We start from the raw sequence: 24069 nt of genomic DNA on the forward strand, positions 1-24069 counted from the left end.
ACTTTCTGGTTATCATCTATAATTGGATAGTTAATGACAACAATTTGGCTTAATGAGCTAAAAAATCCATTTATTGCTAAATGTAATACTTATTAAGAGGAAAACAAAACTCTTTTACTACTGTAAAAACTGTCTAAATTAAAGGTGCATTCATTCCTATAACAAACTCCCAATATCCCACACGGATTAAACTCTTTATTATTTAAATATCCGAAGTTTTGCGAAGAAGCGAAAAACCGCAGTTCGAAAGCAAAAACAGTATATTCTTAAAAGTAAACAATAATGTTTACTTAAATTTGTTTATCTTTGAATATGGAAACGACATTAGAGAAATATAAAGGAATACATCCAGGAATGATTCTCGAGCGCGAACTAAAGAAAAGAAATCTTAAAAAGGGTCCTTTCGCCCTTTCCTTAAATGAATATCCCCAAACGCTAAATGAGGTAACCAAGGGAAGACGCGGGCTAACTCCTGCCCTATCTTTGAAAATAGACAAGGCTCTGGAATTAGAAGAAGGGACTATGTTTATACTGCAAGCCTATTACGAAATCAAAAAAGAGAAACAAAAAACTGAATTCAGAAAGCACCCTGACTTATCGATCATTCGAGAAATACTCTTCTGGGACACTGATATTAGTAAAATTGAATGGCAAAGACAATACAAATACGTTATTCAACGCATATTTGAACGAGGAAATACTGAGGAAAAAGAAGAGATCTTAAAGTTTTACGGTAAGGGCAAAATAAAAGAAATAACTGGCAAGGACAAGATCACAGGTAACAGTATACCGATCATGCTTCATAAAAAACTTAAATAATATGTTGTACTGGAATACTGTAAATAATCTTTTAAAAGACACCCTGATTACACTCATGCAATCTAAAGAATTCCTGAAATTCCGACTAGTAGGCGGAACAGCATTAAGTCTGCAACTAGGTCACAGAATGTCAGTTGACATCGATTTCTTTACCGACGCTTCTTATCGTTCAATCGACTTTGATGCAATTGAGGACTTTCTTAACATATCATTTGGTTATGTTCAAGGTGATTTTGGTGGCAACCCTGGCATAGGAAAATCTTATTTGGTCGGACCTGACATTAATCATATCACCAAACTAGATGTCTACTATGCAATAGATCCATTTTTTCAACAAGCTATAGTTGAAGATAATATACGGATGGCCACAATTGAAGAAATTATAGCGATGAAAGTAGACATAGTTCAAAGAGGTGGAAGAAAAAAAGATTTCTGGGACCTGCACGAAGTACTTGATCACTATAGCATCAGCGAAATGAAGGATCTGCATCGCCAGCGTTTCGAATGGTCACATGATGAAGCTTTAATCCATCAAAACTTTACCGAGTTCGAAGCAGCCGATGATGAGCCAGATCCCATCTGTCTCAAAAACAAAGAATGGATCTTTATCAAAGAAGACATCGAACAAGCCGTAAACGCCTCACTGTAACAAATTTACACATATAAAATGCAACGATTATTGCTTTGCACAAATCTACCTTGCTTTAAAACTTCCTCACCTCCTATACCAAACTCCCAATATCTTACTCGGATTAAACTCTTTATTATTTAAATATCCGAAGCTCTGTAAAGAGGAAATAATCCTTTAGATAAATTGAACTAGCTAAAAATCCATTTAATGATAAATGTACTTCTTATTAGAAGTAAAACAAAACTCATTTACCATTACAAAGAAATAAATAGATTCTCGAAATGTTAAGAATGGAATCTGGAAAGTTGAAGTCATTACTGTAGACGAAGAACTTGTTTTAGGAGTAGTAGATTTTGAAATTGTTTCAGGATCAAGTACAAAACAAATAGATTTAAAGGAAAAAAGATTTTAGTCAAAGAGAGATCTGTAAATTTCCTTATATTGTTATTATGCATACAACCTATTCAGATTTCAGACAAAAGCTAAAGAAATACTTGGATGAGGTATTTAAAAGCAATAGTCCTTTATTTGTAACCCGGGCAAAGGGTGAGAATGTCGTGAGTCTTTCAGAATCAGATTACGAAAGTATTATGGAAACTTTTTATTTATTAAAATCTCCAAAAAATTCAGAACGGCTTCAATGAGGAATTGAGCAGTATCAGCAAGGAAAAGCTCAACCCAGGAATCTTATCGAAGAATGAAAGTTATTCTCAATCCTTATAACCACTAAACTACTTCTTATAGTGAAGGACTATTTATTTTAGATCTATCTGAATTACTTTGCTAGGGATATTAAAGGAAATCTAAAGGACTTGGCGTATTTATTCTATTTACATCGGTAATGTGAGTATATATCTGAGTAGTTTTTATCGATTGATGACCTAATAATTCCTGTACTATACGAATATCAGTACCACTTTGAATTAAATGTGTAGCATATGAGTGTCGTAATGTGTGTACTGTGCCTAAAGTGCCTATTTTAGCTCGGGAAAGTGCTTGTTTAAGAACAAGTTGTACACTACGTTCACTATATCTATTACCCGAAGCACCTTCAAAAAGATAAACCTTTGGTTTGTATTCTTTATAATATTCTCTTAAAGTTACTAATAACCTGTCGGGCAATGATACAATACGATCTTTATTACCCTTACTTTGATTTATTCTCAGTAATTTATCTGAAGATCTAACATCGGTAATTTTCAGGTTCAAAACCTCACTGAGCCTTAATCCACAGCTGTAGATTGACATAAGCAAAGCCTTATGTTTTAAATTAGAAGTGCATTCTAAAATCTTTCTTATTTCATCTTTGGAAAAGAACTTAGGTAAACTGTCAAAACTCCTTTTGGGATATAAGTAATCTAACTTGATATTTTTCACTAGTAAGAGCCTATATAATTTTTTAATGGCACCAACTAGCCCTTTTTGATAGGAAACGCTTATCCGATCCTCTTTTACCTTCATATTTATGAAGTTTTCAATTTCTATTATCGGTATCTGTTCCAAATCAACATAGTCTTCCATATGTTTTAGAAAAATATGTGCATAGTCTCGGTAGGCTCTAATTGTACTAGGTGAATACCTTTGAAGTGCCAACCTTTTCTCAAATAATGTCAATAGATTTTCGCTATCCATATTTAGTTAACAAGAATATTTTATAAATAGTTTCGCTATTTTGTCAATAATTAATAATATTTCCCTATTAGTCAATGTTTTAATATATTTACATAAGAATAAAACGCTATACATATATAATGTTGTATTAGCGAAATATGATTTCGTTAATACAGATGTTAGGGGCAAGGATATCGCAAAATCAACATCTATCATATTGTAACAACATGGAAAATTTAAAAGAAATTCTCGCGACACCCAAACAAATAGGTCTTTTATTAGGGGCTGGAGTATCTAAAGCATGCGGACTCCCAAATATTGAAGATATAACTAAACTAGCTATAGCAGGTATTACTAATGCTAACTTCATTAAAATATTAGATGATAAGGATACTGTCGAAAATATATTAAATAAAACACAGCAATTAAGGATTTTATTAAAATCTGGAAAAGAAATAAATAGCTTAAAGGAACAAGATATTCTTGATATCGAAAAGGCTATAAAGAAAATTATTTTTGACGAATTATCAATTGAAATTGATACTGATAATTTTTATAAATTAGTTCTTTGGTTAAATTTTATTAATCGAGATTATGAAAAAGAAATTTTTACCCTAAATTATGATTTATTAGTTGAAAAAGCACTTGAAAAAGCGAGTTTACCATATTTCAGTGGTTTTATTGGAAACGTAAAACCTTTCTTTATTACAGACTCTGTTGATGATTTTCAAGGTGTCTATGTTAAGCAAAGCTGGGTTAAATTATGGAAATTACATGGTTCTTTGAACTTTGTAAAGGATATAAGTGATAAAATATACATTGACAATAGCGGAATTGAATCTGCTGAAAACCTGCTGATATATCCTTCTATGGATAAATATTTATCTTCTAGAAAGGCTCCATATATTTCCTATTTAGATAGACTACGTAAATATCTTATTGATAAAGAAAAAATTGTTTTTGTATTGGGATATTCTTTTGGTGATGACCATATAAATGAGGTTATTGTTAATGGGCTTAATAATAATCATCGTTTGTCAGTCATTGCTTTTGCATATGATGATTTCACTTTTAAACAAGGAATAGGTTTGTTAGGTAGTTATCCAAACTTTTCTATTTATACCAATAAGAAAAAGTATTCTAATCGAAGAGAAAGTATTTTTAATAGCACCTCTAATATAGGTGATTTTAATAATTTAATCTCCTTAATTGATGAGATTACTTTTTCAAAACCAATTGCTCCCGAACCTAAAATAATACCCAAACCATAATGTTAAATATCACAAATAGCGGCAAAATTGGTCAGGTTATAGAAGTTAATACTGAAAGAGTTATAGTTGAAGTCAGCAATGAACTCGATAATTATAATATAATCCATAATGGAACTTTGTATCGTATTGGTCAGGTTGGTAGTTTTGTAAAAATCATTAATGGTCTTTCTTGTGTTTATTGCGTTGTTGAATCTTTTTCAACTTATATGCAAACTGGTGATATTGCAATCAATAAGAAGGTAATTAATGTCTCATTACTTGGATTTAAAAATATAAAGGGCGAATTTGAAAGCGGAGCTAAAATAACACCAAGTATTGCCGATTCAGTTTTTTTGATTGATGAAGACGATATCAATGTCATATTTAAATCTGATGTGAAATTTCCTATTGAAGTTGGGAAAAATTATTTTTCCAATAGTCTACCTGTTTACTTAAATCTTAATGAATTTGTACTTAAACATTCACTAATAGTAGGTAGTACAGGTAGTGGTAAATCTAATACTGTTGCTTATCTATTAAATAATATAACGACAGAATATAAAAGTTCCAGGGTTGTAATTATTGATATTCATGGTGAATACATGAAATATCTTGGTGACGATGCAAATGAATTCTCCATTTATGACCCAGCAAAAAAGCTGGTTATACCATATTGGATGCTTGATTTTGAAACTCTTTGTAAATTGTTTGGACTTGGAAACGGTTTAACTTATTCCTCAATTATAGATGTCTTTAGGGATAGGATTCTTGAAATGAAAAAAGAATTTGTTAATTCAGTAGACTTACTAAAAGAAAAAATAAAACTATCAGATATAAATATAAATTCGCCAATTCCATTTAATATTAAAAATATTTGGTTTGAATTTTATAATAGAGGTTATGGCACCTTTGAGAATGGCTCAAGAATATTCGGTGAATTCGCATATCTAAAAGACGGAGATGAAAATCCTTTAATTGGAGATGCTGAAAATTTGATTAAACCTCAATTTGAACCATATTCTATGGGAGTCAATAGACCATTTAAGTCAAATGAGGTTCAATATAAAAACGTTGCAGATAACATCGAGAATTTATTGCGTAATGAAGATTTTAAATTTGTATTTGGTGATGATGAATACATAAAAGGAGATAAAAGTATAGCAGAATTAATTTCCTCTTGGATTGAAAATGATAAACAAATAAGCGTATTAAACCTAAGCGGAATACCATATAATATCTTAGATGTTGTCATTGGAGTACTTTCAAACTTACTATTTGACACGGTTTATTATACTTTAAAAATTGACGATAAGAAATATGAAGGTCGGCCTTTGCTAATATGTTACGAAGAAGCGCATCGGTACTTAAATTCTGGAACTCAAAATAGTTTTTCTCAAAATGCTGTAGAACGAATAATGAAAGAAGGAAGGAAATTTGGATTGGGAGCAATGATAATTTCTCAAAGACCAGTTGAAATTCCTAATACGATTTTATCCCAAGTTAGCACTTTTATTGCTCTGCGCTTAACTAATAGTGAGGATCAGTCAAAAATTATAAGTTTTGCACCAAATAATTTTTCAATGTTCCTCAAATCTTTGCCATCCTTGGGAAATGGAGATGCATTTGTAATTGGCGAGTGTATGAAAATACCAATGAAAGTAAAAATACCATTATTAGACACTGTAAAGAACATAAACTTTGCTGAAAAGATAAGAGCATGGAATCAAGAAAAACCAGAAGAATTAAGTTATAGTGAAACAATAATACGTTGGATGCAAAAATAATTAAAGGAAAAACTATGGATATAGAATGGCAAGAAATTGGGTTTGACTCAGATAATATTGATAGAATTGCTCATACTGGATTAGATATGTATGTAGAATTTAAGAAAGGTAGCGGTTACAAGTTTTGTAACTTACCTTATGAAATTTTCGAAAGAATTCTAAATAAAGAAGTAATTAGTAAAAGTCAGGGTAAACCATCTTATGGCGCCACATTTAATATGCTAGTTGTAAAAGGCGGTTACAAAGGAGAGCAGTATAAATAATAGTTTTGAATTAAATTGAATGAAAATTAGAGAATAAATCCCAGCCCCTAACAGCACCTACAAAAAATTGGCGTTTCAGTGGTTAAATGAAGCTTTGTGCTTAGTTTCAAGTTCAATGGTAGCAGATAGTTTAGAGCTTCGAAATCGCCAACTTCTTGTAGCTGCAAAACGTTAGTGGCAAGGCTAACGGGCGAAGCTGCCAAATAAGAGAATGTCGTCAATAAAGATCTTTTTTTTGAGACTTTTTCTCAATTTATAATCAGAAATTGTGTTTTTTTGTGAATTTATGTTTTAGATTTGCGTATATTTCTCAAAATAAATAAAAATGTTAGTACAATTTACAGTTGGAAATTTTCTTTCCTTCAATAAGAAAAGAACACTAAGCCTTGAAGCCAAAGGCATTTCCGAATTAAAAACCAATATATCTAGTTTCAAACCTGAAAAGATTCTTCGTTCATCTGTAATTTATGGAGCTAATTCAAGTGGAAAAAGCAATTTGATTAAAGCCTTAGAAAGAATGAGAGACGTTGTTTTGAGCTCTGTGAAGTTAAATGATTCAGATGAATTAGATTATTCCCCATTCTTACTATCCACCGAAACCGAAAATCAACCGACTTTTTTTGAAATTGTTTTTTGGCAAGATTCAACGAGATATAGATATGGCTTTGAATATACATTGGAGCAAATTGTCAATGAATGGCTATTTGCTGGGAAATCTGAAAAAAGTGAGAAATCTCTGTTCATAAGGACATTGGATGGAATAGGTGTTTCCGATAAATTTAAAGAAGGCGAAGGAAATGAATCTAAAACAAATGGCAACCGACTATTTATTTCTCTGGTAGCTCAATTAGGCGGTGACATTTCAAAAAAAATAGTAGATTTTTTCAATGATTATAATGTATTGTCAGGTCTTGAGCATAATGATTATACAGGGTTTACAATGAGAATGCTTCACAAAAATTTGAATGGATGCAATGAATCTTTGAAACTATACCAAAAGCTTAAATTAGGATTCAAAGAGATTAATGCGGTAGAGTCAGACTTTAATCCAGCTGAAATCCCTGACTTTATTTCAGCTAAAATGAAAACAAAACTTATTAAAGACTTCGCTGGGAAAAAAGGTGTTAGTTTAAAGACCGTACATAATAAATTTGACAAAAAAGGAAATGTTATAGATTTTGTTGTTTTTGACAAACAAGGAAATGAGTCCGAAGGTACTAACAAAATTATTGATTTGTCTGGACCGATTTTCGATACATTGTATCTCGGTAAAGCGTTAATTATTGATGAATTAGACGCTAAGTTACATCCGCTAATTACAATACGTATTGTTGAACTTTTTAATAGCCCAGAATCAAATCCTAACAATGCTCAATTGATTTTCACAACACACGATACTAATTTATTAGGTGAAGATCTTTTTAGAAGAGATCAAATTTGGTTTGCAGAAAAGGACGATCAAGAACAAACAGATTTGTATTCGCTATCCGACTTCAACTTACCTGACGGCTCTAAAGTTAGAAACGATTCAAATCTTGAAAGAAACTACATAAGAGGCAGATATGGTGCCATTCCATTCATTACAAACTAATTGAACTATGGCACGAATTATAAAAATTGATAATGCTTTACAGAAGCGTTTTGCAAAACAGGCTAAAAAAAATAAAGCAAGAGAACTTGTAACTTATTTTTTAATTGTATGTGAAGGGGAAAAAACCGAACCGAATTATTTTAAATCTTTCCCCAAACAAGTAGGCAAAATTGTCTACGACATTGGATTTGATGGTGGTGGAATTAGCACTCTAAAAGTTGTTGAGAAGGCTATTGAACTCAGGGATAAATCTAAACAAAAGTATGATAGAGTTTGGGCGGTTTTTGATAGAGATAGTTTCAAGGCAAATTCTTTCAATAGTGCAGTTTTAAAAGCTAACGCTAATGATATAAAGTGTGCTTGGAGTAATGAAGCTTTTGAATTATGGTATTTGTTGCATTTTTATAACCGTATAACAGCAATGACGCGAGATGAATATAAGAAATCTATAGAAGATGCTGTAAATACAAAGCTTGGTAAAAAGAAAAATATATTTCAATACAAAAAAAATGATACTGAAATGTATTTTCTATTAAATAAAGTAGGTAATCAAGGCTCTGCAATAAAATGGGCTAAAGAATTAGCTAATGGAATTACTGGAGAACAATTTGCCAATTACAATCCGCAAACAATGGTGTTTAAACTTGTTGAAGAACTTAATGGACAGTCTGAAGAATTAAACGCTGAGATTATAGAAAAATATAGGGAAGGACAATAAGCAAAAGCCATAGCCACCAACAGCAGTTTGGCAAAATGTCGGGTTTAGTGCTAAGTTCAATGGCAGTTCTTCGAATGAACTTTTGTACAAAATTGAACATTTGTGCTTCGATTTCCGCCACTTCGTCAAGCTGCAAACGTTAGCCGTAATTCTACCAAAAGTACGCATATGAAAAACCGAAAGTATCAAGGAGAAGCGTGGAAATCTTTTCGTAAAGATATTATCGAATCCGATCGGTTTGTTTGTTTGCAGTGTAGACGAAATTCATTTGAAGTCGTTTTGCAAGTACATCATAAACATTATATAAAAGGTAGAAAACTATGGGAATATGCGAGCGAAGATTGTATAACTTTATGCAGAGGTTGCCACGCAATGGAGCACGGAATTATAATGCCAAATTTTGGATGGGATTATATTTGCGATGAAGATTTAGGGGATCTAATCGGGATATGCGACAGATGTGGAAATAATATGCGATATGCTTTTCATATATATCACGAAAAATGGGGTTCGATACAAGTAGGAAGACAATGTTGCGACAATTTAACTGACAGTTTTGAAGCGTCAAATCATTTAGAATCAGCAAGAAGATTTGAAAGTAGAAAACAAAATTTTATCAAATCGTTGAAGTGGAAAGAAGAAGATAACATTTATAAAATAAGTAAAAATTTATTTGAAATTTTAATCAGTAAAGATGAAGAGTGTTTCAATTTGTCGATTTATGGAAAGAAAAGTTCTAAAAAGTACAAAACATTGTCCGATGCAAAAGCGTCTGCGTTCGAAGTATTGGAAAATGGAAAATTTATTGATTATTGCTTAAAGCATAAAATAATATTACCTCCAAAATTTAAAATAAATGACAAATAGGAACTACTGCTAAATATTGGATTGGCGAAATATGGTTTTGTTAATACAGATGTTACCTGCAAGCAGAAAAACCGAAACTTGAAATAAAAAAATGGAATATTGAATATGTTTACAATAGAACAAATACACCAAGCATTTGGAAAAGTTAAAAGCGGAGCGGATTTCCCTCAATTTGTCCAAAATTTAAAAGAAATTGGAATAACACATTATGATAACTTTGTATCAGACGGACGAACAAAATATTATGGAATAAATGACTTTACTCTTGACGGAGAATCAAAATATCCGAAAATGGAAGTAAACAATATAAATTCAGCGGAAAAACTGAAACACGCAATTTCAATCCATCAACAAGGACAAACAGGCTACCCAACTTTTTGTCAACAAGCATCAGACGCAGGAGTTGAAAAATGGACAACTCATATGATTGAAATGACAGTAACTTATTTTGACAAAAAGGGAAATAAATTAGTGGTTGAGCCAATTCCGCAGCTGTGAAATATTAATAAAGAATAATGTGAAAAAGACAGCGAATAATAAAGCCAGCAGGTAACACCGTATAAATGTTAAAAAAATATGAGAAAAATAATTGCGGCACTCAATATGACAGTTGATGGAATTTGTGATCATACAGTAGGAATTCCAGATGTAGAAATACATCAACATTATACAGAATTATTAGGACAAGGTGACGCAATTCTATACGGCAAAACCACGTATCAACTTATGGAATATTGGCGGACATTTTTAGAAAATCCTTCCGAAGAAAAATCAATGAATGACTTTGCTACGGCTATTGACAGAATACCAAAAATTGTTTTCTCTCATACACTTAAAAATGTAGATTGGCAAAGTGCAACCTTAGCAAATAATGATTTAAAAGAAACGGTTTTAGAACTCAAACAACAATCAGGGGAAAATATTTTTATTGGTAGTCGTAGTTTAATCATACAACTATTGAAACTTAATTTGATTGATGAATTACAACTTTGCATATATCCAATGGTTGAGGGAAAAGGTTTAGCTCTATTTGAAGAAATATACGACAGAATTATTTTTAAACTTGTTAAAACTAAAATCTTTAATAGCGGAGCTATAATACTTTACTACCAACTGCTACTGTATTAAGTTCAAAGCGTTGAAAGACATAAATATTGACATAATCACCCCCTTACCTCTTATACCAAACACCCAATATAGCACAGGGATTAAAGCTCTTATTATTCAAATATCCGAAACTCTGTAAAGATGCAAACAGTCGCAATCCGAAAGCAAAAAGTAGCATACCTCTTTCAATTGTGGCATTATCAATAACCAATGGAATTTCAAAATTCTGTTCTTTAAACCCTTTGGAGATTCGGAAACGTTCCGATTCGAAATAATGAACTACCTCAGCAAACCGTGAGTCAAAATCATAATGGATCAACAAAAACCCAAAGCCGATATGAGATACGTCTTTCATAATACCTTTGGCTTCTTGATTAGCATCGAATTCAGAGATATCTAGCGTACAACTCTCTCCTGTTATTGATACCTGTGGTTTTTCCAGAAGAATATCACTTACCTGTGCCTTTGAATTAACAACCATACTTTCAAAACCAGGAACTGTCTCCCAATCATCGAATACCGGATTATCTGCAATTTTATGCTTTGAGTAGAAACTTTTCTTAAAAAAGCTAACCATACTACAATAAAATGATCCATCCTGATTGTTTAAAGCAAAGTCCTTCAAAAAACCAAAAATCCTTGCACTTTGATAGGCTGCTTTCCCAAATTTTTTACTTTCCAAAACGGTGCCTCCTCGTGGTTTTACAGTACGCGGATAAGATTGAATAATCTCCTGCCCGTTCACCACGCGATAAACATAATTTCCAATCCTTCCATGAATTTTGCCATTCTTAATAATTGCCATAATCTTAAAATTTAATTGCGAAACAAAACCAAAGATTGGCGGATTATACCGAGAAAGCCAGTTTGTGAGAAAATTGCATAATGAAACGGGCATTTGATTAACAGAAGCATAGGAGACGCACATACCTTCTCTTAAATTAATGAAAACCCACAGAAAGTTTTCACTGCTATATCTACACTAAAAGAGCCAAAAAAGCGCAGACGTAGCGCAAGAATAGCTCTTTAATAACTCTAATGTGTAAAGCAAGGTGTTTAGAATTTATATAAGAAGGAAGTAAAAACTAAAAGTATGAATAACTTTCCTGTATTTAGCAACTTAGTAATGAGGTTTTGGTTTGTTTCAGCTTTAAGATTTAAACTGGTTTATTTCATTGAGTGCTTTAATCAACTCTTCGGGGCTACTTGTTCCTATTAATAATTTCTTCTGATCAGTAAATTGAAGCTGCAATCCCATATTGCCTGAAACATTATAGGCTGTTCCGCTTCCAAAGATACTGAATCGTAAACCCCATCCACCGTATTCAACAAGTGGCCTGTATTTCCTCACAAATGATCTGGTTATTTTATCCCAAGGATAATATTTAAAAGAAATATGGAAAGGAAAGAATCTAATATAAATGCCATCATTCTTTACCTGTGTTTCTAATCGAGCGAAAACAAACAAGACTGTAAACAAAACAACTAAGCCTGTGGCAAATATAAGTCCTTCGTTGCTCATTGGCTTGTCGCCAAATTGCTGTCTTTCTATAACTTGTTTATATGCTCCTAGTATAAATAGTGTGTTTATACCCAATAAGATTAACCAAAACCACCATTGTCTGAATCTTTGTTGCTCGCTAAATAAGACTTTATCGTTCATATTTTAATTTTGCGGTAGGGTTAAAATAATGTTCTGATTCTTGGCTTCATAACAGATTTTATTTCTGAATACTGATTCTTATTCTTGAGTACTATTTGTTGTTATATATAAATTCTTAAACGCATTTGCTACTGCTTGATGCAGTATTGTTGCGTGGTCTTCATCGGGTAAATAATCGAATAAAACCTTTACATTTTTGTTTTTGGCCATTCGTAATTTTTCTGCCAATAAATTTGCATCAACCTCCATTACTCTTGGAATTGCAGTTGGTGTCAAACCTTCTTTGCCTACAGCAATATAAACTAAAGTATTGACATTATAATCGGCATTTAATATCTCAGAATCCTGATTAAGCAATGAGCCATTATCCCACCAAAGACTTGGACTAACGATAATATATTTATTAAAAAGCTGAGGTTTCTTTAATAGAATCTCTGTTTCAAGAAGCCCTCCTAATGACTGTCCAATTATTGTTTTGGATGAACTCGTTTTATAGTTTTTGTCTATATAGGGCTGCAGTTCCTTTTCTATGAAACTGATAAACCTATCTGAATGCCCTGCTGAAGGATATGTCTTTTTATCTTCTTCTATTGCTGTAGGAAATGTAAAGTCTCTCCTTCTATCCACAGTAGCAATGCCTACCACGATAGACTTTGGCACACGATTTACCCATTCAAAACTATTAAATTGAACAAGGCCAACAATATGAATAAAGTCTTCATCTGCCGAACCATCAAGCAAGTAAATAACAGGATAGCTTACCGTGTCAGCATCGTTATATCCTTCAGGAAGATAGATATTAAATGTCCTTTTCTCTCCTAATTCTTTTGATTGAATTTCATCAATTATGCCAAGCACAAATGGTTTACCAGATTGTGCATAGATTGAAATCGTTGAGAAAATGAAAAATAAAAATATGATTATCTTCTTCATTATTTTCTATAAACCTGCTTTCCCTTTAAGCCAATATCCTTTTGTGAATATTCGTCCTTTTACACTATTGCTTTTCAAGACGTGTCGAAAGTTTTGAACCGAAGTTGCATTTCCTGTTAAAACGAAATGACTTGTATTCCAGTCAGGTGAATTAAATATAGGCAAATCGTTTATTAACTGTCTATTTATAAATATATCATTTTTTGAGAAAACAGAATAATTTTCTAAACCTAAAAGCTGAGGCACGTTGAAGTTAGATTCATCCAGTTCAAAATAAAATTGAAATTGATGCTGGTTCTTTTTTAGATAAGGAAGAAAAGAGCAAGCAAGTCCCAATGAGGTTTCGTCTCCAAAGATAAGATGTTGTTTTATCGTTGGTTCATATTGTTTTTTCCCTCTAGGCGCACTGATGCGTATCTCATCTCCTACATTTAAATTATCAATAAAAAGGCTTCCCGGAGCTTGACCATGTATATAAAAAATGATTTCTAAAATCCCATTTTCCACATCGTTAAATACAACTGTATAGTTTCTAAATTCTGTTTCATTTACACGGATAAGAACTGCATAACCAGGTTGAAAACTCATACCGGAAAGGTTTCCCTGAAAACGTATTCTTTTTATTTTAGGACTGATGTAATTCGTTTCTACTACTTCCATTAACGGCATTTTGGAAGGTATTAAGGCTTCCATTGCATCGCCTAACCATTTTGCTACTCTTGGCATTATATTAATATATTGATTTGGAGCAAAACTGCATAGAATTATTAGGTATATGTTGTAAAATGGGCGGTTATAATTGTACTAATCAAGGTTGTTAATGGAGAATACAAACAAGACGAATAGGTCAATAAGCAAATTTTTCATTGTTAAATTCAACGTTAAAATTCACTTTTACATCTAATGCTTTGAAAACTTTTAAAATTGTAGCAAACCTAGCGTTGGTTGCATTATTCTCAATTTTCGAAATTTGTGCTTTCTTTACTCCAACCAGTTCGCCTAATTCTTCTTGGGTCATATTTCTTTCTAAACGAACTTGTTTTATAGCTTGTCCAAGCAAGTCTAGTCGTAATTCATTCTCAAATTCATTACGCTTTTCAGTCTCTTTTTTACCGATGTAATTATCAGTCAATTCGTCTAAACTATAAGTTTTCATTTCTTTTTCTCGTTAAAATACTTCTCTCTTAATCTTTCAGCTTTTTCAATTTCACTTCTCGGAATTTTATCCGTTTTCTTAACCAATCCGTGAGTTGAAATTACAACGGTATTTCTTTTATCCTGTATTACCTATCATTATAATGTCCTTTAGCAGAAACTATATAAACGGTTACGGTATCTTCATGAACCATGTATATTAACCTATCTTTTTGATTAACTTTTCTAGACCAATATCCAGCATATTGATATTTCAACATTTCGGGCTCACCTATCCCTATAAAAGGAGTTTCAACCAATTCAGCAAAAACCCGCTCCAATCTTTTGATACTTTTTTTATCGCCCGATTTATATATCCTTTAAATCCTTAATAGCTTTGTCGGAGATATTTACAATATATTTTCCCATAGAGTTTTGGTCGGATCTAGTTTACTGTATTTACCTTTTCTTAAATCCTCTATACCCTTCTCTATCTCCTCGATATTCTTTATATCATCAAAATAAGGATCATCGCTTATACGTTCTCTTTTACGTAATTCAAAAGTTTCAGTTTTTCCTCGTTGTATTATTATACGCTCATTTTCGGCTAAATCCAGATATTTTTTCAAATTACCTCTTAGCTCACTTGGACTAATTACTATCATAACTATAAATATATGTACATACAAATGTACAAAATAATGTATAATAAAATAAAGATCATTTAGTTGATTATAAAAACGTTAACAATATTTAACACTCAAAAAGCATTCTGTCTTTCAAGAGACTATTTTTCCGTATATTGCTTTAGTGCGTTAGTTTTAATCTTCTATCGATATTGTGATTATGAAAAAAGTGTTTGCTATAAGTCTATTTGTATTCTTTTTTGTAAATGTACAAGGTCAAATTGTTGTGAATGCCGACGGAACCCATTCTATACAGCATGGCCCACATATCATTAATCCGAATGGCACAATTTCCGTTCAACATGGTCCGCATATTATAAATTCTGATGGGTCGGTTTCTGTTAAACATGGTTCGGTTATCGTTAATACCAATGGTAGTCATTCTACTATTCTAGGATCTGAAAGAGACGATAGCAATCATTCATTAGAGCTATTATCTAACAAAGACGCTGAGAAACAGCAAAAAAGCCATCAGTTTTACTTTCAGAGTCGAATGATGGGTACGGCAGCAAGGTTAGATAGGTTTGATGCAGAACGAAAAATTAGAAAAGAGGAAAAGAAGTTGAAAAAGCAAAGATTAAGGAACAAGTAAGGTAGAATTGCAATATGATTCTATATCTCATCGGTCCTAAATACTATTCGAACTTCAAATAGCTCAACTCAATATCGGTATTTATCGCATCAGCTTCGTCTGAGATTATGACAACACGACCACTGAACGTTATACTCATGAATTGGTCTTCTGCCATTTCGAAGCTGGCAGGCATATTACAAACAATCATTGGCAGACCGTCGGAAGATTCAATGACAAATTTGTAGCCTGACAAGGGAATGTTTGAGATAGTATTCGTATATCCCAGTGAACCGTTTAACCTGTTAACGATCTCAACATTAGAATTCGAAAAATTACAAGTTTGTGAGAACTTTAAATCGGAATCGATTTTTTCTTTCTCACAGGAAAGCAATGCAAATAAAACGACAACTATTGCATAAATATTACCTTGGAGATCATAATACTGATATTTTAAAGGTTAATCCACGAATCCTCAAAGAATGGCTGAAAATTTAGACAGCTAAAAACACTAATAATCAGCTGGTATTATAACGAACCCTACGAGAAAATGCTACATACAGCTTACTTTTACGATATACACCTACTGCTGTTAAACATTAACATAACTATTATTTTAGTTATTAAACTATTTTTGTAGTTTAGCACGATGGGTACTCCTATTTCTCGTTAGACATATTAAAGATTGATTACTGGTTCTCTAGTTCTAAGTATGAAACAAAATAAGCTTAAAAAGGTATGGTGAAAACTATTGCTTCTATAACTTTCTTTTTTCTTTTCTTGACTTTTAACGTGGCATACTCCCAAGATATAGAAATTAAAGGCGCTGTATACACTGAAGATGGGATTGCTTTAAACGGTTCAATTCTACAAATCATTAATCAACAAGATTCGATAATCCATACTTTCGGACGAACAGATAAAGAAGGAAAATTTTCATTTCTCGCTCCCGTTGATACAGGACAGTTTTTTCTTATTGCTATTTACCCAAAACATACTGATGTTTTTATCCCTTTCCATGTGGACGACACTTTTTCAGGAAGGGATTTTGGCACCATTGAACTTCCCCTAAATTCAGTGTTTCTTGAAGAGGTCGTGATTACAGCTAAGGGGCTGATGAGTGTTAATGGGGACACGCTGGAATATAATATAGGCGCTTTAAAATTTGAACCCAATGCCCGGATTGAAGATATTATCAATGATCTTCCGGGTATGCAGATTACTCGCGGTGGACAAATCTATTCACATGGACAGATAATCGAAAGGGTGCTTGTGGATGGTGAACCATTTTTTGGCAATGATCCCACTTTGGTCACTAAAAATATCAGGGCAGATATGGTAGATAAAATACAAGTGTATGATGATATTAGTGAAAATGAAAAAATAACAGGGATTGTTGATAGCGATAGAAGAAAAACAATTGATGTAAAACTTAAGGAAGATAAGAAGTCAGGAATGTTTGGGTCTGCAGAGGGAGGATATTTGAACAATTACTACAATAATGTTGTGATGTTAAATACATTCCGCGGCAACCGCAAAATCTTTGGTTATGGTGCTCTTAGCAATACAGGTAAGTTGGGGGTTGGTTACAAAAACATGGTTGCAAATGGTTCTGCACTTGGTAATCAATTTGACAGTTCTACAGGTAAATTTCTAGGGGAAGGAACTCCAAAAGTATATAGTGGTGGACTGAGCTATTCAAATATCTGGAACAGGAAGAAACTAAATACCAGTGTTAGTATAAGTGGGATGAATGTTGAGGGTACGAAAGATATTTATGAATTGATAGATCCAGATGTAAACCCACTGTCAAACACAAGGAATACAGATTTTCAGCGGAAGTCTCATAATCAAAGCTTTCGCATAAATTATGAAAATGAAGTTGCTTCAAAGATATACCTGGACCTTCAGGTGAATCATTCAAAGCAGACCGGCTTTATTTATCAGGACTCCTATTTGAAGCGGATAGCAGATAATGTAGTAGCCGTTCATTCAAATCAAGTAAACAATAGCAATGGAGATGACTTTACGACATCTCTGAATGCCAATTGGTCAAAAGAGTTAAGTAAAAAAGGAAGGCGAATATCGATTGGGATCAGCCCTGAATTGAAATCGTCAAAAATGGATAACCAAATTATCTTGGAGACAAACAACCTTGGAGAGGAAAACGCCGATCATCTAGAAATAGCAAAGCAAAAGCTTGATTATAAAATAAACTCTAACCTGGTTTATAGCGAACCAGTTTTTAATGGAAGCTTAATCAATAGTTTTGAAAACAAAAACCATAGTGTTTCCAATGCTGTGAATACTACCAGTAACAATCTGGCCTATGAAGATAGGTTCAGTGGAGATCATAGGTATAGTTATATCGAAAATAAGTTGAAATCTATTTACAGAAGGTCTATCGATAAGTTTTCCGGTGAGATAGGTACAGCGATATCTTTTGACAGGAGCCTGTTAAAAGATATAGATACCCAGATATCTTTAAAAAATGATTTCATTTTTTTTCAACCGTTAGTTAATCTTAGATATAATATTAGTAGTACTCATAGGTTGGAATTTCGGTATTCCAAAAACAACATAGCCCCAACCCTTCTGCAGGTTCAGCCTATTACCTATAGTGACGATTTTATCAATATGTACTCTGGAAACAAGTATTTAGAACCGGAATCCGTCAGTAAATTTTATTTTAATTATTACAACTTTAAGCTTAATAAGTTAAGAGCTCTTAATAGTGAATTTGAATTCAATGTAAAAAACAATGCCGTTGGTTACAATATTAACACCTTGTCCGAAGGCAATCTCATTTCCCCGGTGAATATCAAGAAAAATATATACAGTTATACTTTCCATACGACCTATGGGAAGGAAATCAGTAAGAAAAAAGATTATCTATGGTTACCTCTTGACATGAAAAAGGAATTAAGCTATAGTTACATAAATTCTATTGAGAATAGGATAATAAGTACTTTTATTGATCTACGTCCTAGCTTTGCTTTTATTAAACGAGGAGGGATACGATTTGGCTTAGCCGCTGGCCCTAGTTATGAGCGGATAAAATATTCAGAAAATACCGATTTTAACTATGAAGGCTTCGGCATTAAAGGTACCGGAAATGTAGACATTGACTTACCACTCAAATTTCAATTGAAACAAAACTTCAATTATTTGTATAAACCCAAGTACACTTTTTCAAACACATCATTGAACCAATTATTGTGGGATGCTTCCTTAACAAAGTTGTTTGGGAAAAATGATAATTTCACATTAGAACTATCCGTAAATGACCTTTTAAATAAAAATACTGGGCTTCAGCGGGTTTATGGAAATACCGGGTTTACAGAAAGCAGATATTCGACTATAAAAAGGTATTTCTTACTAACCATAAAATTCGACATCAATAAAATGAAAGGATAAAGGATATGAAAAACATTGTTGTTGTATGCTTATTACTATTTTCTACATTTTCTCTCAAGGCTCAATTTAACCATATTATTGATGCAGGAACGGTTACTTATGAATATAAGATCAACCAATATGAACGTTCAAAGAAACTACTTGGCCAGGAATCCTTAGCTGATAAATACAGAGATTACTTATACTCGTTAGAACAAAATCGTTTTGTTTTACGGGAGTATAAGCTATCCTTCGACCATAATATCAGTTTTTTCCAGTTGATGAACAACAAGGAAATAACAAACTATCTTGATTTTTTATTGGGCATTCCAACAACCAGTGTATACAGGGATTTGAATGCTGATTCATTAAGAATAACAAAAGAATCGGGTGAGGATATCTATAATTTGAAAGATGTGATCGTACCGATTAAGTGGAAGTTTACAACTGAACGTATGAATATTTTAGGTTATGAATGTCGCAGGGCAAATGCCATCATACTTGATTCTATTTATGTCGTTGCTTTTTATTGTCCGGATATAAATGTTCCTTCCGGTCCATCTATTTTTGGTGGATTACCGGGATTGATCTTGGGAGTTTCTCTACCATATGACAACATTAACATTTTTGCAACGGAAGTAAGATTAGACAACCCCGAGATTCCTAAGACAAGTTTAAAAAAGGAAAATAATAAAACGATGACTTTTAATGAATACGGTGATTTTATTAAAAACTTATCTTCTAGTAAATCCAGAATAGATTATAATCAGAGATCATTGTATTTTTAAAGTACAATCCGACTTGATTAAGAATCTAAGACTAAAAAATATTTGCTCTCCACCATTACCCAATATTCCTTCGAAATCTGTATTTTCGCAACCATATGGAAACAGTCGTTAGCGGTATCCGGAGTACCGGAAAATTACATTTGGGAAATTACTATGGTGCAGTAAAGAACTTCATTGAGATGCAGGAAAATTACAACTGCTTCTTTTTTATTGCCGACTGGCATGCGCTTACTACACATCCTACAGCATCTGAAATGCATGACAATGTACGACAAGTAGTTGTTGAATATCTTGCTGCAGGCATCGACCCGGAAAAGGCAACGATCTACGTTCAGTCAGATGTTCCTGAAATTACTGAGCTTTATTTATACCTTAATATGAATGCTTACCTGGGTGAGCTTGAGCGAAGTGCCTCTTTTAAAGATAAGGTACGTTCACATCCGGATAATGTAAATGCTGGTCTGCTAACCTACCCTACGCTAATGGCGGCTGATATTCTTATACATCGGGCTACAAAAGTTCCTGTTGGAAAAGATCAGGAGCAGCATTTAGAGATGGCTAGAACATTCGGCAATCGTTTTAACAGGCTTTATAATGAAGATTACTTTCCAGAGCCTTATGCATTCAGCTCGACACAGAAACTGGTTAAGATTCCTGGTTTAGATGGTAAGGGAAAAATGGGAAAATCAGAAGGAGAAGGCAATGCAATCTTCCTTTCAGATACGCCGGAGGCTATTCGTAAAAAGGTAATGAAAGCTTTAACAGATGCTGGCCCAACAGCTGAAAACCAAGCTAAACCAGATTATATTCAAAATCTATTTGATTTAATGGCAGTGGTTTCTTCAAAAGATACGGTTGCTCACTTTGATCAACTATATAATAGCTGCCAAATTCGTTATGGCGACTTTAAGAAGCAATTAGCTGAAGATATGATTGCCGCAACTGAACCGATGCGTTCACGAATCAATGATATTGCAAACGATCATGAATATGTTAAAAAAGTAGTTAATTTAGGTGCTGAAAAGGCAAGAGCTTCTGCTCAAAAAACCATATCAGATGTCCGTCAGTTAATTGGCTTGAAATCATTTTAGAAAAAACCATGCATATAGCGATCGTTGGAAATATTGGAGCGGGTAAAACAACCCTAACGCGTTTATTGTCAAAGCAAATGGGCTACGAACCTCAATTTGAGGCGGTAGAGCATAACCCCTATTTGGAAGACTTTTACAACGATATGAAACGCTGGTCGTTCAATTTGCAGGTATTCTTCTTAAATAGTCGCTTTCGCCATATGCTGGAACTGCAGAAAGAGAAGAAAAACATCATACAAGATCGTACCATTTATGAAGATGCTTATATTTTTGCAGAGAACCTGCATGATATGGGCTTGATGACGGCCCGCGATTTTAATAATTACAGTAATATCTTTGAAAGCGTTTTAGAGTTTATCCAACCTCCTGATTTATTGATCTACCTAAGGGCTTCTGTTCCTACATTGGTTGATAATATTCAATTACGAGGTCGTGATTATGAGGCTGGTATTCGTTTAGACTATCTGTCTAAGTTGAACGATAAGTATGAAAAATGGATCAGCTCTTATGATGGAGGAAAGTTATTAGTGCTTGATAAAGACAAGCTTGATTTTGAAAACAATACAGAAGATTTATCCTTTGTTTTGGAAAGTGTTAATCGGGAAATAAACGGCTTGTTTTAATTATGAATATCATTGGTATCATACCTGCCCGTTATGCTTCAAGCCGTTTCCCTGGGAAGCCTTTGGTAGATATAGCAGGTAAATCAATGATTCAACGGGTATATGAAAGATGCCTGTTATCCAATAGTTTAAGTTCTGCAGTAGTAGCTACTGATGATGACCGCATAGCTGATCATGTAAAGTCTTTTGGAGGAAACGTTATCCTTACTTCTAGTAGCCATAATAGTGGAACGGACCGCTGTGCAGAAGCTGCCAATCATTTTCCAGATGCAAATATTATTATTAATATCCAAGGTGATGAGCCTTTTATACAACCAGAGCAAATTGATCTATTGGCAGCTTGCTTTAACTCGGAAGGAACTGAAATTGCAACATTGGTTAAAAAAATCGACAGCTATAAAGAGCTCTTTAATCCTAATACACCCAAGGTAATTATAGATAAAACAGGGAAAGCTTTGTATTTCAGTAGAAATACCATTCCTTTTCAGCGTGATGTTCCTGAAAACGAATGGCTGGACAAGCAAGATTATTTTAAGCATATTGGAATCTATGGCTTTCGGGTAAAAACTTTGCAGCAGCTAACTTTATTACCAATATCTGCACTTGAAAAGGCAGAAGCCCTGGAGCAATTACGTTGGTTAGAGAATGGTTATTCTATTCAAACTGCAAAAACCAGTTATCAATCTTATGGTATTGATAGTCCGGATGATATCACCTTGGCATTAAAAGAATTCAAAGACCTTTTATAGTTACTCCAGGTAATTACCTATACGCATAAGCAATGCGCGGTATTTATTAAATATGGCTGATTTAGATACAAATCCCAAATACTTATCATTTAGGTCTATTACAGGAAGAATCCATATATCCTCACGATCCATTTTCCGCATAACCTCATACATATTCGTATCAATACGAATAACATCTTGAGGTGGTTGAGCAAGCTCCTTCATTGTTTTATCTGGCGAAGCCTCTCCTATCAATATTTCAAATAGCTTTTCACTATAGATAATTCCTACTAAAACCTGGTTATCATCAACTACAGGAAAAATATTTCTCTTGGTATGGAGAATGTCCAATCGTCTATCCATTGGCTTCTCATTGGGATGCAATACAGTAAAATTTCGCTCAAGAACATAACGCAATTTCATCATCTTTAAAACTGTCCGGTCTTTGTCTTCATGAGGAAGATAATCGCCAGATTCAGCCAAAGCTTGAGTATATATTGAATATTTCAAAATACTCTTATTGATAAAATAAGTAATAGCAGAAACAATCATTAGGGGTACCATTAGTGCATATCCTCCTGTAATTTCAGCGATCAGAAATATACCGGTTAAAGGTGCGTGCATAATTCCGCTTAATGCTCCGGCCATTCCTGCCACAATGAAATTGGCTACATTTAATTCAACAAATCCGGTTAAATTAATGCCGTAAGCAAATGCAAAGCCCAAAATACCTCCCATTACCAAACTTGGCCCAAAGTTTCCTCCATTTCCACCACTATGTAAGGTAATTACTGTTGAATAGGCTTTAGCAAAAACCGTTATAATGGCATATATAAGTACAAGCCAGCCAATATTCTGATATTCTGAAAACAAGCTATTCCCTAATAAAGAAGTACTTTTACCAGCCAATAGCTCTTGTATAGCCAAATAACCTTCGCCATATAAAGCTGGAAATATAAATACCATTACTCCTAATACCAATCCACTAATAATAAGCTTATGGTATTGATTCTTCATTTTTCCAAACCATCCCTTAGCAGCATGGTTCAGTTTATTGAAAAACACGGAAAACAGGCCGACACATAAAGCTAATAAAACATAAAAGATTAATGCATCGAATGCCCAGGTATCAGTAACCAGGTAAAAAAGTGGCTCGCTATATAAAAGCCTTGATACGACAGATGAGGTTGCTGCGGCAATTAATAAAGGGATGAAGGCTGGTATGGAGAACTCGGGAAGAAGAATTTCTATAGCAAACACCATTCCTGCTACCGGACTATTGAATGCACCGGCAATTCCGGCTGCTGCACCACAAGCCAGTAGCATGGTAACCTCACGGTAATTTAAACCAAAGAATCGACCAATATTAGAACCAATTGCAGAACCGCTGGCTACAATTGGAGCTTCCAGACCAGCTGAACCACCAAAACCTACGGTTAATGCACTGGTAATAATTTGGGAGTAAACATTGTGTACGGGTATCCTACTTGATTTATTGGAAATGGAATACAAGATGGGTGTTATACCATGATCCATCTTTTTTGTCTTTAAAAACTTTCTGACATACAGAACGCTTAAAAAGATACCAATTAAGGGAAAAAACAAATAAAGATAACCCCTGAGTTCCCATGGAACCTCATTCTGTAAGAATGTAGCTATATGTAAGGTAAGTGCTTTTAAGGCAGAAGCAGCTAATCCACCGGTAATACCTACAATTGCAGCTAAAATAATTAAGAAGCTCCGATTAGATATCCGCTGTATCCTCCACTGGTTTAACCTGTTAACAAAGGTTGTGATCTCTTTAATCATCCATTG

At 33.5% G+C, this 24069-nt stretch carries 28 protein-coding genes; 17 read left to right on the forward strand and 11 right to left on the reverse strand.

Annotation, left to right across the window (positions count from 1 at the left end; translation table 11 throughout):
- Positions 1 to 312: 312 nt before the first annotated feature.
- From C8N28_RS01835 to C8N28_RS01850, 3 genes are all read left to right on the forward strand, one after another.
- Entirely contained in the window at positions 313 to 819 is a 507-nt protein-coding gene (locus tag C8N28_RS01835) for a helix-turn-helix transcriptional regulator (protein WP_132220981.1), read from the forward strand.
- Position 820: 1 nt separating this feature from the next.
- Positions 821 to 1468, forward strand: a complete 648-nt coding sequence (locus C8N28_RS01840; RefSeq protein ID WP_132220982.1) for a nucleotidyl transferase AbiEii/AbiGii toxin family protein — start codon at positions 821 to 823, stop codon at positions 1466 to 1468.
- 431 nt (positions 1469 to 1899) lie between these two features.
- Positions 1900 to 2094, forward strand: a complete 195-nt coding sequence (locus C8N28_RS01850; RefSeq protein WP_165870282.1) for a type II toxin-antitoxin system Phd/YefM family antitoxin — start codon at positions 1900 to 1902, stop codon at positions 2092 to 2094.
- Positions 2095 to 2242: 148 nt separating this feature from the next.
- Here the strand turns inward: C8N28_RS01850 and C8N28_RS01855 are convergent, their stop codons facing one another.
- Entirely contained in the window at positions 2243 to 3082 is an 840-nt protein-coding gene (locus C8N28_RS01855; protein WP_132220984.1) for a tyrosine-type recombinase/integrase, read from the reverse strand.
- Between the two features lie 206 nt (positions 3083 to 3288).
- Here C8N28_RS01855 and C8N28_RS01860 point away from each other — a divergent pair, with 206 nt between their 5' ends.
- The 8 genes from C8N28_RS01860 to C8N28_RS01895 all read left to right on the forward strand — a co-directional run bounded on the left by C8N28_RS01860 (position 3289) and on the right by C8N28_RS01895 (position 10662).
- A complete protein-coding gene (locus C8N28_RS01860) occupies positions 3289 to 4332 on the forward strand; it encodes an SIR2 family protein (RefSeq protein ID WP_165870283.1) in 1044 nt (347 codons plus the stop codon).
- A complete protein-coding gene (locus C8N28_RS01865; protein ID WP_132220988.1) occupies positions 4332 to 6095 on the forward strand; it encodes an ATP-binding protein in 1764 nt (587 codons plus the stop codon). The genes C8N28_RS01860 and C8N28_RS01865 overlap by 1 nt, the downstream gene beginning before the upstream one ends.
- Positions 6080 to 6358 (forward strand): hypothetical protein, encoded by a 279-nt coding sequence (locus C8N28_RS01870; RefSeq protein ID WP_132220990.1) that lies wholly within the window; start codon positions 6080 to 6082, stop codon positions 6356 to 6358. The genes C8N28_RS01865 and C8N28_RS01870 overlap by 16 nt, the downstream gene beginning before the upstream one ends.
- 325 nt (positions 6359 to 6683) lie before the next feature.
- Positions 6684 to 7949, forward strand: coding sequence for an AAA family ATPase (locus tag C8N28_RS01875; protein ID WP_132220992.1), 1266 nt, complete (start codon positions 6684 to 6686; stop codon positions 7947 to 7949).
- 7 nt (positions 7950 to 7956) lie between these two features.
- Positions 7957 to 8667 carry an RloB family protein gene (locus tag C8N28_RS01880; protein ID WP_132220994.1) on the forward strand — a complete coding sequence of 237 codons (711 nt, stop codon included), beginning with the start codon at positions 7957 to 7959 and terminating at the stop codon, positions 8665 to 8667.
- A 168-nt stretch (positions 8668 to 8835) separates the two neighbouring features.
- A complete protein-coding gene (locus tag C8N28_RS01885; protein WP_132220996.1) occupies positions 8836 to 9534 on the forward strand; it encodes an HNH endonuclease in 699 nt (232 codons plus the stop codon).
- A gap of 105 nt (positions 9535 to 9639) precedes the next feature.
- Positions 9640 to 10032, forward strand: a complete 393-nt coding sequence (locus tag C8N28_RS01890) for a DUF1398 domain-containing protein (RefSeq protein ID WP_132220998.1) — start codon at positions 9640 to 9642, stop codon at positions 10030 to 10032.
- Positions 10033 to 10110: 78 nt separating this feature from the next.
- Positions 10111 to 10662: a dihydrofolate reductase family protein gene (locus tag C8N28_RS01895; RefSeq protein WP_132221000.1), complete on the forward strand. Its 552-nt coding sequence runs from the start codon at positions 10111 to 10113 to the stop codon at positions 10660 to 10662.
- A gap of 43 nt (positions 10663 to 10705) precedes the next feature.
- Here the strand turns inward: C8N28_RS01895 and C8N28_RS01900 are convergent, their stop codons facing one another.
- The 8 genes from C8N28_RS01900 to C8N28_RS01935 all read right to left on the reverse strand — a co-directional run bounded on the left by C8N28_RS01900 (position 10706) and on the right by C8N28_RS01935 (position 15036).
- Positions 10706 to 11446, reverse strand: a complete 741-nt coding sequence (locus C8N28_RS01900) for a hypothetical protein (RefSeq protein ID WP_132221002.1) — start codon at positions 11444 to 11446, stop codon at positions 10706 to 10708.
- A gap of 345 nt (positions 11447 to 11791) precedes the next feature.
- A complete protein-coding gene (locus C8N28_RS01905; RefSeq protein ID WP_132221004.1) occupies positions 11792 to 12304 on the reverse strand; it encodes a DUF6141 family protein in 513 nt (170 codons plus the stop codon).
- A 78-nt stretch (positions 12305 to 12382) separates the two neighbouring features.
- A complete protein-coding gene (locus C8N28_RS01910) occupies positions 12383 to 13237 on the reverse strand; it encodes an alpha/beta hydrolase (RefSeq protein ID WP_132221006.1) in 855 nt (284 codons plus the stop codon).
- A 6-nt stretch (positions 13238 to 13243) separates the two neighbouring features.
- Positions 13244 to 13963, reverse strand: a complete 720-nt coding sequence (locus C8N28_RS01915) for a siderophore-interacting protein (RefSeq protein ID WP_132221008.1) — start codon at positions 13961 to 13963, stop codon at positions 13244 to 13246.
- A 121-nt stretch (positions 13964 to 14084) separates the two neighbouring features.
- The gene (locus tag C8N28_RS01920; protein ID WP_132221009.1) at positions 14085 to 14393 is read right to left on the reverse strand and encodes a helix-turn-helix domain-containing protein; all 309 of its coding nucleotides are present in this window, start codon (positions 14391 to 14393) and stop codon (positions 14085 to 14087) included.
- Positions 14390 to 14521, reverse strand: a complete 132-nt coding sequence (locus C8N28_RS13900; RefSeq protein WP_132222478.1) for a type II toxin-antitoxin system RelE/ParE family toxin — start codon at positions 14519 to 14521, stop codon at positions 14390 to 14392. Before C8N28_RS13900 ends, C8N28_RS01920 begins: the two co-directional genes overlap by 4 nt.
- Positions 14521 to 14712, reverse strand: coding sequence for a Txe/YoeB family addiction module toxin (locus C8N28_RS01930; RefSeq protein WP_221410174.1), 192 nt, complete (start codon positions 14710 to 14712; stop codon positions 14521 to 14523). The genes C8N28_RS13900 and C8N28_RS01930 overlap by 1 nt, the downstream gene beginning before the upstream one ends.
- A gap of 69 nt (positions 14713 to 14781) precedes the next feature.
- Positions 14782 to 15036: a type II toxin-antitoxin system Phd/YefM family antitoxin gene (locus C8N28_RS01935; RefSeq protein ID WP_132221010.1), complete on the reverse strand. Its 255-nt coding sequence runs from the start codon at positions 15034 to 15036 to the stop codon at positions 14782 to 14784.
- A gap of 181 nt (positions 15037 to 15217) precedes the next feature.
- On the opposite strand from C8N28_RS01935, the gene C8N28_RS01940 reads away from it, so the two are divergent.
- Complete coding sequence (locus tag C8N28_RS01940) at positions 15218 to 15649, forward strand: hypothetical protein (RefSeq protein WP_132221011.1); 432 nt, start codon at positions 15218 to 15220, stop codon at positions 15647 to 15649.
- Positions 15650 to 15692: 43 nt separating this feature from the next.
- Here C8N28_RS01940 and C8N28_RS01945 read toward each other — a convergent pair whose 3' ends face one another.
- Positions 15693 to 15884 (reverse strand): hypothetical protein, encoded by a 192-nt coding sequence (locus C8N28_RS01945; protein ID WP_132221012.1) that lies wholly within the window; start codon positions 15882 to 15884, stop codon positions 15693 to 15695.
- A 482-nt stretch (positions 15885 to 16366) separates the two neighbouring features.
- On the opposite strand from C8N28_RS01945, the gene C8N28_RS01950 reads away from it, so the two are divergent.
- The 5 genes from C8N28_RS01950 (at position 16367) to kdsB (ending at position 22275) form a co-directional block, all read left to right on the forward strand.
- Positions 16367 to 19045, forward strand: coding sequence for a porin family protein (locus C8N28_RS01950; RefSeq protein ID WP_132221013.1), 2679 nt, complete (start codon positions 16367 to 16369; stop codon positions 19043 to 19045).
- A 5-nt stretch (positions 19046 to 19050) separates the two neighbouring features.
- Positions 19051 to 19812 carry a GLPGLI family protein gene (locus C8N28_RS01955; RefSeq protein WP_132221014.1) on the forward strand — a complete coding sequence of 254 codons (762 nt, stop codon included), beginning with the start codon at positions 19051 to 19053 and terminating at the stop codon, positions 19810 to 19812.
- A 95-nt stretch (positions 19813 to 19907) separates the two neighbouring features.
- The gene (gene trpS / locus C8N28_RS01960) at positions 19908 to 20903 is read left to right on the forward strand and encodes a tryptophan--tRNA ligase (protein ID WP_132221016.1); all 996 of its coding nucleotides are present in this window, start codon (positions 19908 to 19910) and stop codon (positions 20901 to 20903) included.
- Between the two features lie 8 nt (positions 20904 to 20911).
- Complete coding sequence (locus C8N28_RS01965) at positions 20912 to 21526, forward strand: deoxynucleoside kinase (protein WP_132221018.1); 615 nt, start codon at positions 20912 to 20914, stop codon at positions 21524 to 21526.
- 2 nt (positions 21527 to 21528) lie between these two features.
- Positions 21529 to 22275: a 3-deoxy-manno-octulosonate cytidylyltransferase gene (gene kdsB, locus C8N28_RS01970; RefSeq protein ID WP_132221020.1), complete on the forward strand. Its 747-nt coding sequence runs from the start codon at positions 21529 to 21531 to the stop codon at positions 22273 to 22275.
- Here kdsB and C8N28_RS01975 read toward each other — a convergent pair whose 3' ends face one another.
- Positions 22276 to 24063, reverse strand: coding sequence for a chloride channel protein (locus tag C8N28_RS01975; protein WP_132221022.1), 1788 nt, complete (start codon positions 24061 to 24063; stop codon positions 22276 to 22278). It abuts the gene before it with no gap.
- Positions 24064 to 24069 lie beyond the last annotated feature (6 nt).

Source organism: Albibacterium bauzanense, assembly GCF_004339765.1.
Taxonomy (GTDB): Bacteria; Bacteroidota; Bacteroidia; order Sphingobacteriales; family Sphingobacteriaceae; genus Albibacterium; species Albibacterium bauzanense.

What these genes read in the sequence shown, in the direction of transcription:
- C8N28_RS01835 (WP_132220981.1), top strand. Translation starts at nt 313, where the DNA reads ATGGAAACGACATTAGAGAAATATAAAGGAATACATCCAGGAATGATT.
- C8N28_RS01840 (WP_132220982.1), top strand. Translation starts at nt 821, where the DNA reads ATGTTGTACTGGAATACTGTAAATAATCTTTTAAAAGACACCCTGATT.
- C8N28_RS01850 (WP_165870282.1), top strand. Translation starts at nt 1,900, where the DNA reads ATGCATACAACCTATTCAGATTTCAGACAAAAGCTAAAGAAATACTTG.
- C8N28_RS01855 (WP_132220984.1), bottom strand. Translation starts at nt 3,082, where the DNA reads ATGGATAGCGAAAATCTATTGACATTATTTGAGAAAAGGTTGGCACTT.
- C8N28_RS01860 (WP_165870283.1), top strand. Translation starts at nt 3,289, where the DNA reads ATGGAAAATTTAAAAGAAATTCTCGCGACACCCAAACAAATAGGTCTT.
- C8N28_RS01865 (WP_132220988.1), top strand. Translation starts at nt 4,332, where the DNA reads ATGTTAAATATCACAAATAGCGGCAAAATTGGTCAGGTTATAGAAGTT.
- C8N28_RS01875 (WP_132220992.1), top strand. Translation starts at nt 6,684, where the DNA reads ATGTTAGTACAATTTACAGTTGGAAATTTTCTTTCCTTCAATAAGAAA.
- C8N28_RS01880 (WP_132220994.1), top strand. Translation starts at nt 7,957, where the DNA reads ATGGCACGAATTATAAAAATTGATAATGCTTTACAGAAGCGTTTTGCA.
- C8N28_RS01885 (WP_132220996.1), top strand. Translation starts at nt 8,836, where the DNA reads ATGAAAAACCGAAAGTATCAAGGAGAAGCGTGGAAATCTTTTCGTAAA.
- C8N28_RS01890 (WP_132220998.1), top strand. Translation starts at nt 9,640, where the DNA reads ATGTTTACAATAGAACAAATACACCAAGCATTTGGAAAAGTTAAAAGC.
- C8N28_RS01895 (WP_132221000.1), top strand. Translation starts at nt 10,111, where the DNA reads ATGAGAAAAATAATTGCGGCACTCAATATGACAGTTGATGGAATTTGT.
- C8N28_RS01900 (WP_132221002.1), bottom strand. Translation starts at nt 11,446, where the DNA reads ATGGCAATTATTAAGAATGGCAAAATTCATGGAAGGATTGGAAATTAT.
- C8N28_RS01905 (WP_132221004.1), bottom strand. Translation starts at nt 12,304, where the DNA reads ATGAACGATAAAGTCTTATTTAGCGAGCAACAAAGATTCAGACAATGG.
- C8N28_RS01910 (WP_132221006.1), bottom strand. Translation starts at nt 13,237, where the DNA reads ATGAAGAAGATAATCATATTTTTATTTTTCATTTTCTCAACGATTTCA.
- C8N28_RS01915 (WP_132221008.1), bottom strand. Translation starts at nt 13,963, where the DNA reads ATGCCAAGAGTAGCAAAATGGTTAGGCGATGCAATGGAAGCCTTAATA.
- C8N28_RS01920 (WP_132221009.1), bottom strand. Translation starts at nt 14,393, where the DNA reads ATGAAAACTTATAGTTTAGACGAATTGACTGATAATTACATCGGTAAA.
- C8N28_RS01935 (WP_132221010.1), bottom strand. Translation starts at nt 15,036, where the DNA reads ATGATAGTAATTAGTCCAAGTGAGCTAAGAGGTAATTTGAAAAAATAT.
- C8N28_RS01940 (WP_132221011.1), top strand. Translation starts at nt 15,218, where the DNA reads ATGAAAAAAGTGTTTGCTATAAGTCTATTTGTATTCTTTTTTGTAAAT.
- C8N28_RS01950 (WP_132221013.1), top strand. Translation starts at nt 16,367, where the DNA reads ATGGTGAAAACTATTGCTTCTATAACTTTCTTTTTTCTTTTCTTGACT.
- C8N28_RS01955 (WP_132221014.1), top strand. Translation starts at nt 19,051, where the DNA reads ATGAAAAACATTGTTGTTGTATGCTTATTACTATTTTCTACATTTTCT.
- trpS (WP_132221016.1), top strand. Translation starts at nt 19,908, where the DNA reads ATGGAAACAGTCGTTAGCGGTATCCGGAGTACCGGAAAATTACATTTG.
- C8N28_RS01965 (WP_132221018.1), top strand. Translation starts at nt 20,912, where the DNA reads ATGCATATAGCGATCGTTGGAAATATTGGAGCGGGTAAAACAACCCTA.
- kdsB (WP_132221020.1), top strand. Translation starts at nt 21,529, where the DNA reads ATGAATATCATTGGTATCATACCTGCCCGTTATGCTTCAAGCCGTTTC.
- C8N28_RS01975 (WP_132221022.1), bottom strand. Translation starts at nt 24,063, where the DNA reads ATGATTAAAGAGATCACAACCTTTGTTAACAGGTTAAACCAGTGGAGG.